The 14,314-nt window shown below is 55.2% G+C and carries 16 protein-coding genes; 4 read left to right on the top strand and 12 right to left on the bottom strand.

Annotated features, from left to right (window positions below; translation table 11 throughout):
- Window positions 1-46 precede the first annotated feature (46 nt).
- Window positions 47-343, top strand: coding sequence for a hypothetical protein (locus tag IF204_RS18990; RefSeq protein ID WP_194098643.1), 297 nt, complete (start codon window positions 47-49; stop codon window positions 341-343).
- A 22-nt stretch (window positions 344-365) separates the two neighbouring features.
- Here the strand turns inward: IF204_RS18990 and IF204_RS18985 are convergent, their stop codons facing one another.
- From IF204_RS18985 to IF204_RS18940, 10 genes are all read right to left on the bottom strand, one after another.
- Window positions 366-1,388: a nucleotidyl transferase AbiEii/AbiGii toxin family protein gene (locus IF204_RS18985; protein WP_194098642.1), complete on the bottom strand. Its 1,023-nt coding sequence runs from the start codon at window positions 1,386-1,388 to the stop codon at window positions 366-368.
- Entirely contained in the window at window positions 1,381-1,950 is a 570-nt protein-coding gene (locus IF204_RS18980; RefSeq protein WP_456085620.1) for a DUF6088 family protein, read from the bottom strand. Before IF204_RS18980 ends, IF204_RS18985 begins: the two co-directional genes overlap by 8 nt.
- An 81-nt stretch (window positions 1,951-2,031) precedes the next feature.
- The gene (locus IF204_RS18975) at window positions 2,032-2,676 is read right to left on the bottom strand and encodes an antitoxin of toxin-antitoxin stability system (protein WP_194098640.1); all 645 of its coding nucleotides are present in this window, start codon (window positions 2,674-2,676) and stop codon (window positions 2,032-2,034) included.
- The gene (locus IF204_RS18970; protein ID WP_194098639.1) at window positions 2,669-3,088 is read right to left on the bottom strand and encodes a hypothetical protein; all 420 of its coding nucleotides are present in this window, start codon (window positions 3,086-3,088) and stop codon (window positions 2,669-2,671) included. Before IF204_RS18970 ends, IF204_RS18975 begins: the two co-directional genes overlap by 8 nt.
- Window positions 3,089-3,163: 75 nt before the next feature.
- Window positions 3,164-3,361: a hypothetical protein gene (locus IF204_RS18965; RefSeq protein WP_194098638.1), complete on the bottom strand. Its 198-nt coding sequence runs from the start codon at window positions 3,359-3,361 to the stop codon at window positions 3,164-3,166.
- 1 nt (window position 3,362) lies between these two features.
- Window positions 3,363-3,740, bottom strand: a complete 378-nt coding sequence (locus IF204_RS18960) for a DUF6915 family protein (protein ID WP_194098637.1) — start codon at window positions 3,738-3,740, stop codon at window positions 3,363-3,365.
- A 10-nt stretch (window positions 3,741-3,750) separates the two neighbouring features.
- Complete coding sequence (locus IF204_RS18955) at window positions 3,751-4,242, bottom strand: DUF6878 family protein (protein WP_194098636.1); 492 nt, start codon at window positions 4,240-4,242, stop codon at window positions 3,751-3,753.
- 101 nt (window positions 4,243-4,343) lie between these two features.
- Window positions 4,344-4,862: a DNA repair protein RadC gene (locus tag IF204_RS18950; protein ID WP_194098635.1), complete on the bottom strand. Its 519-nt coding sequence runs from the start codon at window positions 4,860-4,862 to the stop codon at window positions 4,344-4,346.
- Between the two features lie 108 nt (window positions 4,863-4,970).
- Window positions 4,971-5,411: a JAB domain-containing protein gene (locus IF204_RS18945; protein WP_194098634.1), complete on the bottom strand. Its 441-nt coding sequence runs from the start codon at window positions 5,409-5,411 to the stop codon at window positions 4,971-4,973.
- A gap of 129 nt (window positions 5,412-5,540) precedes the next feature.
- Window positions 5,541-6,740, bottom strand: a complete 1,200-nt coding sequence (locus IF204_RS18940; RefSeq protein WP_194098633.1) for a DUF932 domain-containing protein — start codon at window positions 6,738-6,740, stop codon at window positions 5,541-5,543.
- Window positions 6,741-7,148: 408 nt separating this feature from the next.
- On the opposite strand from IF204_RS18940, the gene IF204_RS20345 reads away from it, so the two are divergent.
- On the top strand, window positions 7,149-7,469 hold the full coding sequence (locus IF204_RS20345; RefSeq protein WP_194098632.1) for a type II toxin-antitoxin system HigB family toxin: 321 nt from the start codon (window positions 7,149-7,151) through the stop codon (window positions 7,467-7,469).
- On the top strand, window positions 7,457-8,680 hold the full coding sequence (locus IF204_RS18930) for a helix-turn-helix domain-containing protein (protein WP_194098631.1): 1,224 nt from the start codon (window positions 7,457-7,459) through the stop codon (window positions 8,678-8,680). The genes IF204_RS20345 and IF204_RS18930 overlap by 13 nt, the downstream gene beginning before the upstream one ends.
- Before the next feature lie 1,251 nt (window positions 8,681-9,931).
- Here IF204_RS18930 and IF204_RS18925 read toward each other — a convergent pair.
- The gene (locus IF204_RS18925; RefSeq protein ID WP_194098630.1) at window positions 9,932-10,585 is read right to left on the bottom strand and encodes a LuxR C-terminal-related transcriptional regulator; all 654 of its coding nucleotides are present in this window, start codon (window positions 10,583-10,585) and stop codon (window positions 9,932-9,934) included.
- 2,450 nt (window positions 10,586-13,035) lie between these two features.
- On the opposite strand from IF204_RS18925, the gene IF204_RS18920 reads away from it, so the two are divergent.
- On the top strand, window positions 13,036-13,542 hold the full coding sequence (locus tag IF204_RS18920; protein WP_194098629.1) for a hypothetical protein: 507 nt from the start codon (window positions 13,036-13,038) through the stop codon (window positions 13,540-13,542).
- A gap of 411 nt (window positions 13,543-13,953) precedes the next feature.
- On the opposite strand, the gene IF204_RS18915 is transcribed toward IF204_RS18920, so the two are convergent.
- Window positions 13,954-14,298: a hypothetical protein gene (locus IF204_RS18915; RefSeq protein ID WP_194098628.1), complete on the bottom strand. Its 345-nt coding sequence runs from the start codon at window positions 14,296-14,298 to the stop codon at window positions 13,954-13,956.
- Window positions 14,299-14,314 lie beyond the last annotated feature (16 nt).

Below are 14,314 nucleotides of genomic sequence, written 5' to 3'. Positions count from 1 at the left end.
TTGTTATGTTCTATGTTCAGAGCCAAGTCAGAAAGGGGGTTCCACCATGGAAAGCACCAAGCACGCCCTGCCCGTAACGCCCAAGCAGATTGCCTATGCGCGGTCGCTCGCCCTGCGCAACCGGACGCTCCTGCCCTGGGAGGTTCAGCAAGACCGGCGATCTTTGAGCGCCTGGATCGAGGCTCAGGCCCAGCTGAAACCGGTATGGGACATGGACTGGCTGCCCACGTCCAAGCAGGTGGCCTTCGCTGAGAAACTCGCCCGGATCAAAAGGCGCGCCGTTCCAGACGAATGCTTCCGCGACAAGGGGCTCATGTCGAAGTGGATCGACGGGAATAAGTAGCGGGAATCTTCCGAAAAGATGGTCAGTCAGGCTTGAACGCTGCATTGGCCTTGCGCGCGATGCCCGCGCAACGGTCCATCAAGTCGCCAAAAGGCTCTGGTGTTGATGCAAGCAGGCCGTCCTCGACCATCCGGCCATAATCGTCAGCGAGAGCCTTGAGAGCATCGCCGCCTGGGACCAGTTGTAGATGCCCAGAGGTTGCGGTGCCGTAATCGATCCGCGTGGCATCCGCCGCCTTCTCTGCAAAGAACATCGTCTTGTGCCGGGCGACAGCGGTCGCAAGCGCGCGATCTTGGATGGCCGCAGCGGCGATGCCCGCATCGTCCAACCGGGCGACATCATGCCAGTGGCGAGAAAAGCGATCCCCTCGCATACGGTTTTGCAAACAGAAGACGTGGATCGCTGTCGCCTTTTCCCAGAACGTCCGTTCCGCATGCATCACGCGCGGGCGGGCAGTGGGAAACTCCACGCCTTCGATCACCGACGCGGCATCGCAAACGATATCGCGTGGGGATGCGGGCTCTCCTGTAGAACGCGCGCCGAATTCCAGCATCACGCTCGGAGAAACGTATCCAGTGCCTTGGGCGAGGTGCGGGTAGTCGATGAACAGCTTGTCGCCATCAATCCGAAGGCCGGCATCGACCCCTTCCCGATCAATTGCCTGCTGCAGGATCGGCTGAATGGTCCCGGCCACCCATTCAGGCAAATCCTTTCGAACACGTTTCGACCAGCGCCGCTCTTCACTGGATGTGGCGGGCATGGCGTCTTCACGGCCCTCGAGTAGATCCGGGATCAGGGCCCGGATATCGAAGGTCAGGTCCACATCCTCAGAAAACCGGTCAATGACCTGGTAGGCCTTCGACAGCGAGGTGCCGCCCTTGAAGACGAGGTTTGTGCCGATGGGCGATCCAAACAATTGCTGGATCGCCCAGACCACCCAGACGTCCTTCTCGAGGAGATGGGCTGGTCGGCCGAGCCGATCGGCCGCGACACCAAGAGCATCCAGTCGGTCCTTGTCGCTGAGGCGCAGGAATGCTTCAGCCATGGACCATCTCTCCGACTAATCGTGCCAGCCAAGTCGGAAACTGCGGCGCGGCGGACATCAGCTCAGTCTTTGCCGTCTCCGTAAGCTTGGATCGCAGGATTTGCAGGGCCTTGGGAGCCTCATCCGGCCCGAGCCATGCCAGAGCCCGAACAACCTGGCCGGAGGCCTTGTTGCCAAGGGCCAACTGCCAGCGCGGCGCATGACGCAGTTCGACCGCTTGCCGGCCAAGGTTCAGCACGCGGCTTCGACCGGAGGTGAGGTAAACCGACTTGACCGGCACCTGTGTCGTGAGGCCCAGAGCGTTTGCTGCAGCAGCACCGCTCGGCACGATCGTCTCGCCCCGCTGCACTGCGAGCGCTTCAATCGCCTGTTCAGCGGACGGACTGCGGGGACCGAAGCGTGTTTGGACGGGGCGCATATAGATGCCGCGTCCCGCACGGATCAGCTCGCCGCGCGCGGCCAGACGCGAGAGCGTCTGATCGACCGCCGCGCGCGAGCCGAGGTGCAAGAGCCCCTTCGCTGCCAAGGGCACCCCCTCCGGCAACGTCGTCGCGACATTCATAATGCTCTCGGCCATGCGCTCCATGATCGCTCCTTTGTCAGAAACATACGCAGTTTTCTGACAGTTTTCAAGCGTGCGCCCTTACCCGAAGCGACACCCGGCTTCCGTGAACGTGTAATCGTTGACGATGATCCCCTCCTCGATTGCCTCATCCGAGGTGAGGTGGTCGTATTCCGCCTCAAGCTGGCGGTAGAGCCAGCGGGCCAGATCGCGCAGCGCCTCGGTCACGATCTCCTCGGCGTCCTCGGTCGGTGGCTGCCAGGTCGGGCTGTCCCGCGTGACGTCAACGGCCATGGTATATTCGTGGTAGTAGCGCCCGCGGTGGCTGACCTCGGCGGCGAGCTGGTAGAAGTTCCGCCGCTGGGTGGCCTGCAGCCGGTCGGCTATGCCATGCAGCGTCGCGTCCTTGGGCGCGTAGTCCCGGATGCGCGCGGCCGCGCCCTTCGCGTGGGACCAATAGCCCTCGAAGCAAGCACCGTCGCCCTGGCTCCAGAAGCCGGAGAACCAGATGCAGGGTTTGGCCCGCGTCCCGCCGCCCATAAGGCGGACGGGTGTAGTCTTCAGGCGAATGCCGAGGATTTCGCAGACCCGCTCGAAATCCTCGTAGACCGAATCCCACCAATCGTCGTGGGGGCCAAGCTCGCGATACCAGCTGCGCGCCTTTTCCTTGGCGGCATCCGAGAGTTCGGGGAACTGGTAGACCGTGGTACAGATCACCTCAGGCATCGACGTCCTCCCCCTTCAGCGCGGCGGCCAGCCATTCTTGCGTGCTGGTCCAGCCAATGGATTTGCGGGCACCGAGATCGATGACTTGCGCGCCGCCGCCGAAGGCGTCGAGGCGCGGCCGGGAGCAGGTCAGGGCATACTGGAAGCCCCAAAGGCCGATGAGATCGAGCTCTTCCGCGAGGCGCAGCACGAAGCGGATGACGGCTTCGACATCGCCGTGCTCATCGTCATGGATCCAGAGGGTGCTGCCCTCGGGCGCATCCTGGCGCACGAGTGTGAGGCCCGCGACCTCCGGGTCGTCAGCGTCCTGATCCGCAGCGCGCAGTTCCTGGAACAGCGCGAGCGCGCGGGCGGCCTTGTCGGGGGTGCCAACGTCGAGCAGGCATGAGAAATGGGTGAAATAATCCGCCATGGGGACCTCCTGAATGGGGAAGACCCGGCCGAGAGGCCGGGCGCTGGATTGGGATGAAAGAATGGTTGGGAGCGATCAGCCTGTGGGACTGTCGCCCGCCGCCTGTCGCGCGGCATGCGTGCAGAGCATCTGCCGGTAGAAGCGCTTGCGCGCCGCCCGGAAGCCGCGAACGGCGCGCGTGTCCGGGTGGAGCGCCCGGACCGCTGCCCGCAGGACCGCAAATGGCGAAGCCGTCACTGGCAGGCCGAGGCGCTGATAGGCCGGATCGGTCATCTCAGGTGACCTCGACCACGGGCGAAGCGAGATACGGATCGACCAAGGCCTCGATCCGCGCGGTCCGGCCCATCCACGGCTCTGGCCGAATAGCCTTCACCCAATCGGCGAAGCTCGGGATGAAGCCGAGGTCTTCCTTCACATGCTGCTCTCCCACCCAGCGGGTCGGGATGATACGCCCGGTCGAGAGGGTGAGGGTCGGCCCGAAAATCGTCTCGGCCATGAAGATGCCTTCGGCATGGTGGCGCAGCGCCCGGTGCCGGAAGTCGGCTGTGATCTCCTTGCTCTGGTCGAACCAGGCATGCACCGCCATGAAATCCTCGACCGTGCCGCCCCATTTCTTCACCGAGGAGAGGGCGTGGTGATAGGGATGTGCCATACCCGCCCCCTCAGAAATCGTGGGTGTAAAGTTCGGACGAGGTGAAGCGCCCGTTGAACTCGAGATGGATGCAACGGGCCGCGGCGTCGAAGCAGAACTCGCCGTAAGCGCCGTCGTTGTTTTCCCAGCCGCCATGGGTGTCGGAGAGGAAGTCGTAAGCGAGTTGCTCGACGACATCTTCCAGCGAGAGCTGCCGCATCTCGACCTCGGGGTCGTCCCAGGTGAGCGCGGCATACTCGATCTCGGTCGCGGGGAAATCGACGGCGGTTTCACCAGACCATGCACCGATACTTTCGATCTGGCCGCTGTCCCCCGCACCGTCGAAGGTCACGGTGACATGGGTGATGCCGGCGGCCATGAGGCCATCGAAAAGGCGGTCCTTGTTGCCGGGGCGCAGCGCGTCGATCCGGGCCGTGCGCGCGGCATGCGCCGCGAAGATCTGCGCCATGTCGACGGACGAGGGTGCCATCGGCGGCGTGAGGGTGGGTTCGGTCAAGGTCATCGTGAGTCTCCGCTAAGGTTAAGGGATCGGAGCCGGTCCGGGCGATCTCTCTCCCCCGGACAAGCTCCAAATCCCCCCTGCCCTCCTCTGCCTCTCGGGCCTCAGGCAGCGACTTGCAGCGCCCGGGCGGCAAAGGCGCGCCAGAGCGGGTCTACGAGACGCCCATCCAGAAGATCGGCGCGGTGGCGCAGCCGTTGCGCCAGATCCGGCTCGGCCCAGGCAGTCGCGCGGCCGGCCTGCGCGCGCAGCTGGCTCGCCTCGGTCACGACGCCCCGCGCTTCAGCCGCGCTCGTGACCGGGTGGCACCAGGCGACGGCGTGGTCGCTGGCGGCCCCGGCCAGAACGAGGCGCTCGTCGCGGTCGAGGATGGCCAGAAGCTGGGGCGGAGCATCCGGGACGATCCCCTCGGCATGGTCGATCGCGCCCTGCATGGCCTCGGCCAGAGTTGCAAAGCGGGCGAGGACCAACGGCGCGGCCCGGCCCGACATCAGATCCGCAGGCGTGCGGCGCGACAGGGTCAGGGCAAAGGGGTGGTTGGGATCAGCATCGCCCACAGCGAAAACCGGCGAGAAGCCTCGCGGGCCGGTGGTCGGGTGGATGGGCAGGGGCAAGTCGAACATGGGGAAATCTCCGACGGCGCGGGAAGCCTCTCTCCCCGCTTCATCCGTCAAAGACCAAACCGCCGCCCTCGTCCTCGAAGGGGCGGCGGTGATGGGTCCGATGGGCCTTCAGAGCTTGCCGAGGGCCCGCAGGCTTAGCTCTGTCCCGGCGCCGACGATGATGTGGTCGTGCAGCGTCAGCCCGAGGTACTTGCAGCCCTTCTGGATTTCCTTGGTCATGCTGAGATCGGCTTCCGACGGCGTCGGATCGCCCGAAGGGTGGTTGTGGGTCAGGATCAGGGCGCTGGCGTTCAGCATCAGCGCTCGCTTGATCACCTCGCGCGGATAGACCGGGACATGGTCGACCGTACCGGTCGAGAGAAGCTCATCCGAGATGATGCGGTTCTTGCGGTCGAGATAGAGGACGTGGAAGCGCTCGATGGGCCCGCGGACGGCCAGCGCGCAGTAGTCCATCAGCGCATGCCAGCTGCCGATGACCGGGTTCTGGCTGAGGTAGCGGCCGAGGATGTCACGGGCCTCGAGGATGACGGTTTCTTCCTGGGGGGTCATGAAGGTTCTCGCTGAGATGCGCAGGCCGAAGCCCCCTGCCCTCTCGGGGCGGGGCCAGTGGCGTGCGTGTGGAAAGGGAAAGTGCGACCGCCGCCGCGCGCGAGGGCGGTCGCGTTGTCGGGCCCGGCGTCAGGCGACCCGGTCGAGGAGCTTCTTGGCGCGCCCTTCCATGTCGAGGCGGGCATCCTGCTGGGTCTTGTCGCGCGCAAGCCGCGTGATGCCCTGCACGAAGTCGAAGATGCTCTCGGGCGGGCGGCCTTCCTCCATCAGCACCTTCTCGATGATCTTGCCGGATTCGGCTTTCGAGAAACCGCGCTTACGCAGGAAATCTGCACGGTCCTCATCGCTGCGCGCCACGATCTGCTGTCGCGCCGCCTTGATGCCATTCACGAAGCCCTGCGGCGAGGAATTGGCAAACCGCGTCAGCGCCGGCGCCGCCTCATGTGCGAAGCGCGACGCGGCGTATTTCGAGTGGCGGATCTTGATCTCCTGGAAATCCTCGACGCCCCACAGGTTCCGGTTCTGGCACACCGCCCGCAAGTAGAAGCTCGCCATGCCGAGGGTCTTTGCCCCCACCTCGGAGTTCCAGCAGTAGAATCCCCGGAAGTAGAGGTCGGGCGAGCCGTCCGCCAGCTTGCCCGCTTCGATCGGATTGCGATCGTCGACCAAGAACAAGAAGACATCGCGGTCCGAGGCGTAGAGCGTGGTCGTGTCTCGACTGATTTCGACATCGGGGTTGTAGACCCCGGTCGACCAATCCAGCACACCCGGTACCTTCCAGCGCGTATCGCCCGTGCCATTGCCCGCGATGCGCTGAACCGCCTCGACAAGCTCGAAGTCATGGATGCGGCCGTAGTCGGGGCCGGTGACCGCGCGCAGTTCCGTGCGGCCATCTTCGGTCTCGAAGGTCTTCACCTGCTCGGCGCGGTGGTTGGTCAGTCCGTATTGCAGGTTGATCCCCGCCAGCGGCGCGGGCAGCTGCCGCAGATAGGAGGCCGGAGCGCCGACAATGCTGGCAAGCTGACCAAACGCCCAATGGGTGGGCACGACCGGCTCGTGCGCCTTCAGCAGCATCAGATGCAACCGCTCCGGGTTGTCGCGCGCAGCCTCTACGCGGATGTCCGCTGTCTGCACAACGCGGCTGCGGCTGCGCTCGGAGCGGCCCTTCACATTGGCCCAGAGATCGTCGAGCGACAGATACCGCTCGTCATCCGGCCGGTTGAACCACTCGGACGACACCCGCCCGTTCCGTTCACCCCGGCTCACATCCACTTTCCAGCCACCAGCCCGCGCCGGCTGTACCGGATCCAGAACTTCCACAACGCCCATCGGCTATCTCCCGTGACAGGCGCCGGGAGCCACTCTCCCAACCCTCAACCCGTCACCGAGAAACCGGCACTCCTCTTCCTCTAGAAGGTGGTCAGGGCGGAGAGCTGCCATTCGCCGCGTCTTGGACGAACGGCCGCGATGCGCAGGGAGCTGACGGACGCATTGACGCCCCTAAGCCTTCTAACACGCGTCTGCGTCTGTCATTCTTAGCTGATGCTGTCTCGCTCTGGGCGAGACTTCCCGCACTTGGCAACTTACCGCGCATTGTGACTGTGGCGGCCGATCTGGCTGCTGACCACGACCGAGACGTGACTGACACCTATTGCCAACGCAGGTTTCAGTCGCTATTTCAGGTGAGAGTTACCAAGATGGTAATCAAAATCTGGTAACCAAGCAGGTAACTTCGCGATGAAGGTGGTATCAAAAGATCGGATTGAACACTTCATCACGACACATAAGCGGGGGAACGAAGCTGCAGGCGCACTCCGGGCATGGCATCGAGAAGCGACCGTAGCAGAGTGGAAGAACCCTGGTGAACTAAAAGATCAATACCCGAATGCAAGGCCTGTCGGAAAAGGCAACGGGGTAACGATCTTCAAAATCAAGGGGAATCATTTCAGGTTAGTAGTTCGGATCAACTACCAAGCTGGAGTCATAAAGGTCGAGTTCATCGGGACCCATGGGGAGTACGATGAAATCGACGTGGGAACAGTAACATGGAAAAGCTAGACATCAGGCCAATCAAGACCGCAACTGACCATGCATGGGCCATGGAGCAGATTGATGCGCTGATGTTGGAGGATGAACTTTCTGAAGAAGGCGTTCGCGATCTCGAAGTTCTGGCAATTTTGGTCGAAAAATATGAGATGGAGCAATTTCCAGTTCAGCTTCCAACGCCGGTTGAAGCGATTGAGTTTCGCATTGATCAGCTGGGAATTAACCGCGCTCAACTTGCCGCCATTATCGAATTCCCGAAGTCTCGGGTTTCGGAAGTTCTCAATGGAAAGCGCAAGCCGTCACTGGATATGATGCGCGCTCTCCATGAGAAACTAGGAATCCCGGCAGATGTTCTTCTAGGAAAATTAGAAGCAAAGCTGCCTGAATCCTGCCCAAGTGTTGACTGGAAGTCTTTTCCAATCTTGGAGATGTTCAAGTTAGGCTGGCTTGGGAGCGTCAAGCCGAAAGCTGACGAGATCGAAACTCGTGTTCGAAATCTCATGGCGGCGGCGCAAGTTTCAACTCCCCAGTTTGCGGGGGTCCGCTTCCGTGGCGCTGAAAATAAAGAGCCCAATCCATACTCTGTTAATGCTTGGCTGATGAGAGCTATGGGTGAAGCAATCAGCTGTGAGAGCGAAAATGACTTCAATACGCATGACGTGGGGCATGATTTCAGGCGAGAGATCGCCAAGCTCAGCTTGTACTCAGATGGGCCTAAACGTGCGTTTCGAAAACTCAATGAAGCAGGTATCACTGCGGTTTACGTTCCGTTCTTGAAGAAAACACATATCGATGGCGCATGCTTCAGTCTTCCGAGTGGCAAACCTGCTATCGCTGTTAGTCTGCGCCACCACAGGCTCGACAACTTCTGGTTCACACTGCTTCATGAATGTGCGCACGTAGAGCGGCATTTGCCTGACGAGGGGATGATTATTGACGAAACGGAGGGTTCGACCGGAGCGTTCGGAAATGATCCAGCCATGGAAGATGAGGCAAACAAGTTGGCACGAAGTGCGTTGGTTCCAGACGACATTCATGATGAACTCAGCCGAGTGGCGGAGAACATTTCTAAAGCGAAGGTGCAGGCTTACGCTCGCAAGGCCGATGTTCATGAAGCAATCATTGCAGGTCAAGTGCGTATGATGACAGGTAAATACACTCACTTTTCGGGACTGGTGGGGCAAGGCGAGGTCGCAAATGGTTTGGGGTGTGTCCGCCAATAGATCTTTGAGCGGCAAACTAATTTCGGAAGGTGAAATCTGAGGAGGGCGCTCTCGGTTGGCTAGGCTGCATACGGACCTTGGCTGCTCCAGGATCGAATGTCGGCTATGGGCCGAAACTACCACCTGCCAAAAGGGCGGGAAGCAATTGTTCGCTGCGATGTAGATCGCATTTAAATCCATAATGGAAGCGGCCATTTACATGCCGTTGAACTAAAATATGGCGAGACATAGCCGCTTCTAGCGCACTTGGTGATGACAACGGTTACATAAACGAACTGCGCAAATAAGCTTGGCCACATGCCAGTGCAAGTGATCAAACCCGTCCAAGCAAAGATCTCTTCTACAGATACCATTCATTCAGCGCACGCGCTAAACGCTCAAGAGACCTCTTAGCCAACTTGAACCAGAATAACGATAGAACCAGAAATTATTTTGGACCGCACCTATTCCAACTTGCTCAATTGACGACTTCATAAGCCTGACCAAGCCGCGGACAAGGAAGCGAGAAAACCAAGCCACTCAAATGGCTACCAGCGCTACGATTTCGCCACGAACCGCGAACCTGGAGAGAGATCACGCCATCCCAGGGAAATCAATGGGTCCTGATCCTAAAAAAGTTAAGATCAATAGTAGCGTTAGCCTTGGGTGTTAAACATTTATTTCCTTAAAATCATCTTTTAGCGTATGTCAGCGAGTTGCTAAAATTATTGCCCGCTGCACTACTAGATATTTTGTTTAGCACCGGTCAAAGGGGTTCAACTGAAGAGGCGTCTGCTTTCCACGCAAGATAGTCCTTGCACTCAAATGGCATAATATATCAGATCTAACGGAATAAATAAGGGCGCCAAATGAATGGCGCCCTTATCACTAACCGCCGAATAGTGCCGACCATCAGTTGAAAATTAACCTAATACCACTTAACGCGGGAGAACATCCCCCAGAACAAACACATCACTCGTTACCTAAGAATACCTTACTCAGCTAATGAAATAATGCTAGTATATCGTATGGATCGATTGAGATATCAAAAGGACAAAGAATCTACCATGAAAGATTTCAAGGATTAAGATCAAAACTCTCTGAACGCACGACTACAGTCGCTATCTCATAAAAATGATCGGTCTATAAATTGCTCGGCATTTGAAAATACAAGTTCAACCTATCGCGCAAATCATGACTTCTAGAGTCAAATGACCCGGCTGCACTGCGTGGATCAATATCTCACGCACACATTAGAATAGCACCTTGCCGTCATGTGATTATGCCAAGCTCTAGTGCGATAGATACAGCATGTGGCCGATTGTTCGCCTTTAAGGCAGAAAATATCTTTCTAAAGTGCATTTTGACAGTCGATTCTGAGACACTGAGTTCTGAAGCAATATTTTTCGTCTTAACTCCGGCCTTTGCGAGCCTTAATAACTCAATATCAAGATCCCCAAGTCCTTTGTCGCTTCTTGCGTTATAAGATTGCCTAACTATTTGTGAAGGCATGAAAATTTCGCCGCATGCAATGTAATTTACGGCAGCCAAAACTCCGTCGAAAGTTGTGGACTTTGGAATGTAGCCAAACGCGCCTAACTCAATGGCGCGCGAAGCGCCTATATAGCTTAGTCCAGGATAATAGATCACAAATTTTGAGTGGGGAAATTTCGATGTAAGTTCATGCAAGCTGTCTACCCCTCTCATGCCGGGCAAATCATAGTCAAGTAGTACGATATCGGCGCCTGAAGCCGTTAATTCATCTCGGAGGATATTTAAGCTCTGCGCGTGCCTCGCTATAATGCCAGGCATTTTTTTAAACTCTTGCATCATTAGTTGAGCAGCAGCTGCGTGGCTATCTGTCAAAAGTAAGTTTAAGACACCGGTGGGTGAGCTTGGTGTTTCTTGGTCTTCTGCACGCAACATTAGTACAATCTCAAAATGATAATAGGATGCACCAATGGTTGTCCAATCAGTCTGGATTGAAAACCTTTCCAATTGGGGGGTCAGATGTATCTTTTGATATCTTTATGTGACCGAAGATCTCTAGAAGTCTAATTTGACGAGCTTCGTGCTGCTTTGGCCGACATTTGTATCCTTTGCACAATCCAAGGCACTATTGAAAAAAATCAAATCTACTCTTGGGCGTTTGCGTCCGCATTGCAATCACGTGTTCATTGTTGAGATCAATTATGGGATCTAAGATGACGATAAAAATTTACTCGTGTGTCGATTGTGGCCATAAGATGCGGCTTTTCAGAAGTGGCTGTGGCAAATGCGGTAGCTTGCGAACATTTCGCAATTCTCCGACCGGGGTAATCACAGACTTGGTGATTTGCATTCTCGGCGTAACAATTTTGGTTCAGTTCATATTCTAGCTACTAAAAAGGATATCATACTGTGATACCTCCAGCGACAGACTCTCTCAATCCACGCGATTTAATTGCTATATGGCGTTACGAGCGTGGCGAAATTTGGGCGTTGCTGGGGGTCTGGACCCTGATTTGGACAAGTGACTTGGTCGCGACAGCACTGGTTGTTCTGGTGGGAGCGACGGTGGAACTATTAATAGCGGAATTGTTATTGATCGATGACGTTCTATCCAAACGCAGTAGAAACAACGATACAGTCGTAGATAGCTGGATAATTTCATCGGCCCGTATAGAAAAACCGCACCCCGCAGGAGAGGGGGCATGATCAGTGGCCCCATGTTATTATCTTTTCACAATTACGATTTCCATTGTCTCACATAAACATGCAGTCTCACAATATGAAATATAAGAAGCCGAGTTGAGATTTCTTCAAGCCAACGCCACACCTATTTACGCACAGTTGCGCACTTCCACCGTAAGCTAAATCGATAAATATCGGATGATCCGAATGGCAGGTCCCGATGCATCAATATTTGATATAAAAATATAATATTTCGGCCTTTCAGCCTTCACTTTTTTGTAGCATACCGTCGATGTGGAAGTGTGCCCTCAACATAAATATGCCCCTTTGCAACAAGTTGATTAGTAATCCTAAACACAGTAGGACGCGATAACTTCCGAGCCAGAGGGGATTTCAATATTTGCTCGACAGAGGCAGACCCAAATTGGGACTGGACTGATGCAATTGCTAGTATGATGTCAATCTCCGCGCGACTTTCTTTAGCAAGACCAAGATCAACTTCCATTTGATCAACTAGCGCTCGGAGGCTCGCAAGTACGGGAAGAGATTTCATGACTCGCCTCATGTATATCAACATTGCAAATGTCATATTAGTGTTGCTTCATCGCATGTAAAGATGAAAATGTTTAGAAACTAAGCAATCTTGCCCATTCTGCCCCACGTTTACGCGAATAAAAATTGACGCGAGACGCTATCTTGCTATTGACGAGTTTGATGAAGCATTTCATTCGCCGAACGCACAAGTAACAATAGATATCTCTATGTATACTTCTGAGACCTTTATGTCGATGGACATGTCAAATCTTATAAATCCTAAGCCCCATGGCTTCCCAATATTTTGACATTACTAGGTGATGCGTGGAGCCACTAATTAACTGCCTAAAGACATTCTTGATCGTGAGTTTCGTTTATCTGGTTGCGCACAACTTCACCTACCACCAAACTCTCGCTTTGCAGAATTTATTCTTAAGTAGCCCCATGAATTCAGCATCGCTGATTTATTTTCCTCACGGAGTTAGGGTGATTTTTGGAGTTATACTGGGGTATAGGTCAATCTTATATTTGCTTCCAGTAATCGTTTGGACGCGCTTCACTGAGATCGGTTTTGCGGCTCTTTCGGTCGGTGACTTATTGGTCGTACTTTGTGTGCTAATCATGACACCAGTCACGCACAGCCTGTTGAAGTATCACTCTTCACAGTTGCGTACTGATCAAAAGAGAATTTTTCCGACCCTTTTCATTTGCGGACTCGCATCTGCTGTTTCGAACATGTGTGCTAGCTCCATTAAATTTGGAGGAATCACAACAGCTTCTTGGGGATTCTTGGCTGGGGACATATTTGGCCTAATAGCATGCTCCTATCTTTTTGTATTAGTCCTGCAGCTATGCAGAAAGGTATCGGGATCGTAATCATTTATCATTTTCGGCGCCTTTCTAACCCCTATCCGCCATACTATTATTCTCGATATTACGCGTTCAAAAATGTTAGTGTTGGATGCGGAACTTTATTTGCGGCCTATCCGAAATGGAGCTTGAGCTTGTGCGCCAACATCGAGCGTTTCGGCGTCTATCAAAAGATACATCATTTTGCCCAATTTATCGCACTCGCGAGTTAAAGATAACGCGGACTGTGCTATTAATTTCTTCAGCAATTACTCTTAGCCACGCATAATCTACGCGATTGAGTTATCAAGAATTGCAAGATGTTTTATCATATCGTGGAAGCAGTGGCGACGTTAGTGAGTGGCTTGAAGCGTATTTCGGAAGGTTCTACACCGCCAAGCAATGGCTCGCCGGAAACGCCTGAGTTTTTTACGAGCGATTATGTTGATTTGGGACGATGTATTGCCCTGTTAGCTAAAAATATTGATCGATACCAAGCTCTCATTGACTGGGTGGAGGGGGATGGAGGCTGTTGCGATCTTGTAGGCCTGGAAGTTTTTATTTCTGCAGATGTGGAGAAATATAGATACATTATAATTGACGTCGATGACTATCCTCTTGAAGAGACTTCCCTGCATCAGATAATTCCTTGGTTTCGAGATCTTCATCCCGACCATCCGGTTATATTTTTTTCCAGAAAATTTATTGAGGACTTTTGCTCTCCGTTACCATCAGAGATATATGATGCTGCCATGAGGTTTCCCATTACCTTACCAAGGCTTGAACTTGCATTTACGATGGCGGAACTAAATTGCTTAGAGCGATAGAGCGCCTGTATTTTCATGCGACCATTTTTATGTAATAAATCGAATGACGTCGCTGGTTGCTGGTAGTAGAGTTGCCACGAGTATCTCCATTCGGGTTACGACGATTCTACGTTCACTGACAAGCGCTTCGAGCACACGTTGCATGAATTTGGGATAGGTTCACACTTCTCGAAATCCGGCCTCCGGTGCGACTGCGACGAGCGTACGGATGGCACATGTAGCTCTATTGGCCTTCTCTCGGGCGGCTTCCGTGCATTGCGCAAGTCTGAACACGCTAAGACATATCTGCAGAAGCCTGCTTCAAGCCATGACGCAATTGGGGTGGTTTAAGCGAAGTCTGCCTCAGCGCCGCGTAAGACGTCTACGTATGAGCAATGTTCCCGCCGCTCGTGTCTTCCAGCAATGTCGCAATTAACTGCTCAATTTCCAACAGGCGCGCCGATCACCGAGCTGCAGAAGCAGCATTAGATTCTCTTGGTGAGAATCCATTGCGCAATGGCAGCAGACAGCACACTGACGCTTCCACGACCACATGATCAGCCTAGCGGACCGCGAGCCGATATTTTGGTCCAAGCCTGCCGATTTTTTGATAGAAGTGATCGCATTCAGCAACTCGTCATCAGTAATCCGACGATCAGCATAAAGCGCGACGGCAATCACCTTAGTAGCAGTGGTCGCCATGACATCTGAATGGTTTGCCTGCATGGTGCGCGATTTGTTCGTCTGCTTACTATTTTCGTTGGCACGAGACTGCATTCTCCGGTGGTCGAAT

The organism is Marivivens aquimaris, from assembly GCF_015220045.1.
GTDB classification, from domain to species: Bacteria; Pseudomonadota; Alphaproteobacteria; order Rhodobacterales; family Rhodobacteraceae; genus Marivivens; species Marivivens aquimaris.
This window is presented reverse-complemented; position numbering and strand designations above follow the sequence as displayed.